Origin of the sequence: Mitsuokella apri (assembly GCF_047974105.1) — a bacterium.
Lineage (GTDB): Bacteria > Bacillota > Negativicutes > Selenomonadales > Selenomonadaceae > Mitsuokella.
The window spans coordinates 1-3,797 of sequence record NZ_JBHYRS010000004.1 but is presented as its reverse complement, the minus strand read 5'-3'; the positions used below and the strand labels follow the sequence as shown (position 1 = coordinate 3,797).

Annotated in this window: 3 protein-coding genes; all 3 read left to right on the top strand. The window is 49.5% G+C overall.

Annotation, left to right across the window (positions count from 1 at the left end):
* Nucleotides 1-2,356: autotransporter outer membrane beta-barrel domain-containing protein (locus ACE419_RS06595; RefSeq protein ID WP_435721425.1), on the top strand; the 2,356-nt coding region annotated here is incomplete at its 5' end.
* A 292-nt stretch (nt 2,357-2,648) separates the two neighbouring features.
* A complete protein-coding gene (locus tag ACE419_RS06590; protein ID WP_432648296.1) occupies nt 2,649-3,098 on the top strand; it encodes a CAP domain-containing protein in 450 nt (149 codons plus the stop codon).
* Between the two features lie 121 nt (nt 3,099-3,219).
* Entirely contained in the window at nt 3,220-3,480 is a 261-nt protein-coding gene (locus tag ACE419_RS06585) for a hypothetical protein (RefSeq protein WP_432648295.1), read from the top strand.
* Nucleotides 3,481-3,797: the final 317 nt, after the last annotated feature.

Genomic DNA, 3,797 nt, shown 5'->3' with positions numbered 1-3,797 from the left:
CACGGATTCGGATGCTCTGGTCAAGAATGGCGGCGACCGCAAGACGCAGGATGCAGCAAAGAATGCTTACAACACGGTGGTCTCCTTCACCGGCCTCAGCGACCAGATGAAAAAGAACTACGGTCTGACGGACAAGACGTCGGCAACGCTGGACAACACGGCAACGGTTGAAAAGGCAAATCTGACAGTCACCCGTAAAGGCATTGAGACGGTCTATGGTACAGTCAAGCCGGACGACGGCACGATGACGACATATACAGCCCTGGTCAATGGCGATACCGATGACATCACGATCGAGAATGGCGACTACGGTACGGCTTACCTCAATAATAATACGAAGACGAACAACGTCGGCAAGTATGATTACAAGGCAACGCTGAACAGTGACAGCAACGTTCTTCGCAACTACAATGTCATCGATGAAGGCACGAACTATGTCAACATCACGCCGCTGAACATCACGCCGGACAATGTCAGCCAGTACATCTCGGGTGCTACATACACGACGAAGTATGGTGAGAAAGCTGATTTCGGCAAAGCCGCCTTCACGGGCGTCAATGGCGATTCGGCAGAGCTCAGCATCTCGGGTTCGAGTGCACTGACGGGCAATACGGAAGGCCGCATCACGGAGGATGCAGCGGACAATGCCTACACGACGGTGGTCTCGCTTGACAACCTCGATGCACAGACGAAGAAAAATTATGGCCTGACAAATACGGACTCCTTCACGTTTGACAATACGGCAAGCGTCACAAAGGCAGACCTGACGGTCAACCGTAAGGGCATCGACACGGTCTACGGCACGGTCACGCTGGATGATGGCACGATGACGAGCCATTCCGCTCTGGTCAACGGCGATGCCGATGACATCACCTACGACAATGGCAACTATGGCAAGGCTTATAACGATGAACTGACGAAGACGAACAACGTCGGCGAGTACGATTACAAAGCTTCGCTCAACAGCAAGAGCAATGTTCTTCGCAACTACAATGTTACGGATGAAGAGACGAACTACGTCAACATTACGCCGTATACGGTTACGGAGAATGACCTGGTGGTCAGCCCAAGCTACACGACGAAGTATGGTACGATTGGTGAGTTTGGCAAAGCTGCGTTCCGCGGCGTCAATGGCGACAGTGACTTTGAGGCTGATATTACGGGCTCCAATGCTTTGACGGGCAATACGGAAGGCCGTGTAACGAACGATGTCGGTACGAATGTCTACAACACGACGGTAACGCTTGATGCAAACAATCCGAACTATCGCTTCGCTGATGGTGAAACGAGCAAAGTCTTCGAGAAGACAGCCAGCGTTACGCCGGCAGAGCTCACGCTTCATACGGATGATGTCGAAACGACGTATGGCACGGTCAAGACGACCTCTTCGACGGTTGATGGCCTTGTTAATGGCGATATGCCAACAGGCTTCCTCTTTGACTATGGCGATTACGGCGGAGCATATCTCAATAACAATACGAAGACGAACAACGTCGGTACGTATGCATTCGGTACGAAACTTTCGGGTGCAGATTTCCTCAAGAACTACACGATTTTGGGTGGCGACGCGGAAGCCTTGATTATGCCGAAAGATGTTAAATTCTCTGTGGAAGGTTCTGGCAGTACGCTGTCTGACGTCACCTATACGGTTACGCCGGATATTGACAGCCAGCTTGTCTATGGTGAGCATGTTGATGCGACGTATACGAATGGCAGCAGTCTTGGCGACAACAAGTATGACGTAGTGGCCAACATCAACGGCACGCCAATTATCTCTGGCGATGTTGCAGGCAACTACCGCTATATTTATGATGGCAGTATCGTTGTTACGCCGATTCCTGAACCGACAAACCCAGATGTTCCGACGAAGCCGGATATCGACCACAACAACCCGACGAACCTCAATGGTTCCGGTTTGTGGACGAACAATCTCGGCAGCCGGGGCATTCCGGGCGTCGACCGTGTCGCAGGTCTCGTCAGTGCTGAGCTTCCGTTCTTCAAAGTCGAAAACGGCCAGGTCTCGAACTATGGCACGTATGACGTTGCGGCAGATCCGGACAAGGTACGCCTTGAGCCGACGGGCAAACGCCTGCCGGAGCCGAATCAGCCGAAGACGCAGTACCGTGAATATACGAAGACTCTCGTGACGGCCGATGGAGAAGGCATGTTCCGCATGACGTACAATGGTTCCACGTTCAATATTGCGCCGGTTGACGAAGCTGCTATGGCTCTTGTCCGCCTTGGCGATGCAAAGAACAATGTGGAACTCTCGGCACAGGCTCTCCACGCTGGTTTCAACGAGATGGGCCTTGTTCTTGAGGACCTTGACGGTGTTTATGTTCACTTCGATATGTAAATAAAGAAAAATATTTCTAGAGGAAAAATAGTTTTCTTTAGAAGAATATGAGTAATTGACCTGTCAAAATAACTATGATAAACTATAGGTAGTAAGGATAAACCAGACGAAACTGATACAACTAAATGATGCAAAACATGCTTCGTGGATGTGTGACATTTACGACAGCGGGAAATCTGCTTAAGTTCGCAATAATGAGATGGCAGCCTGTTTTTACAGGAGAGTACAAGGTAAGTTTGGAGACAAAGTACTCAAATGTTAATCTTATTTGAAGCGAAAGAGGCGGCCAATTATGAAAACCTTGCGGCAGATGATGACCTTGCTGGTCATGGCATGTATCGTTTTTGCATCAAGCACGGCTTTTGCGGCCAGCCTTCAGGACGAAATCCTGGATAGCGTCAATATGGAACGTGCGGCAGCCGGAATTCAGCCGTTAACCAAGATTGTTTATCTTGATCAGGCGGCTGGAACGCGGGCGCAGGAAGCAAGCATCTTGTTTGCTCATCAGCGCCCGGACGGCAGCCCTGTGAAGTCAGTTTTGAATGGTGCATCCTGCTCCTGGTTCGGTGAAAACCTTGCCATCAGCAGAGTAGTGGATGCAAAAAAGATCGTTCGCGCTTGGATGGGTTCCCCGACGCATCGCGCTAATCTCCTCAACCATCATTTCACCAAGATGGGTGTATCTTGTGTGAGAGGCAGTGATGGTCACTACTATTGGGCTATGGAACTGATTGGTGACTGAGCCCTTACTGCTCGCGTGTAAGACCGGACTGGATATATCTTGGCAGGCTGTATGATTTCATGTAGCCTGCTTTTTATTTAAAGGAAGATTGTTTTTCAATCTTGGTAAAGCGGGTGAGAGCATGAGCAGAATCTTATTTGGAAAAGGGCTTTGCCTGGCAGCCGTTTTCGCTGCCGTAATGTTCCTTCTCTCAGATGCTCACGTTGTCTTTGCTCGCGCATATGAGCCGCAGGCAGCGACGACAGAGCTGAAATCTGGAGACGGTGCAGCGATTGTGCGCGATTTGGAGCGTCGCGGTACACCACGTGGCAATTACAAGATCTCCGAAGCGGATGATGACGTTGTCATCGACGCTGAGGCCTATACGGAGGGCCCGTCTTAAGGCTCATTTTAGGCTGAATGGCTGACGCAAAAGATCATATTGAGAGATACCTCATCATGTGTCTAAGTGGTGAGGTATCTTTTTTATATTTTTTATGGAAAAATTGTTGACAAAAGGCATAAAGTCATGTAATATAATACAAGTCGCCGCAAGACACTGGCTAATATGAAAAAGATGAGAACGAAGCTCCTTGATCGGAAGCCGCTCGTCGCTGTCATATAGCCGACAATCTTCAAAATGAAAAAGAAAAAAGTTCTTGACAGAATGAAGAAGCTGCGATACAATAAATGAGTCGCTTGAAGCGAGAACGCTTCGAA

What these genes read in the sequence shown, in the direction of transcription:
- ACE419_RS06590 (WP_432648296.1), top strand. Translation starts at nt 2,649, where the DNA reads ATGAAAACCTTGCGGCAGATGATGACCTTGCTGGTCATGGCATGTATC.
- ACE419_RS06585 (WP_432648295.1), top strand. Translation starts at nt 3,220, where the DNA reads ATGAGCAGAATCTTATTTGGAAAAGGGCTTTGCCTGGCAGCCGTTTTC.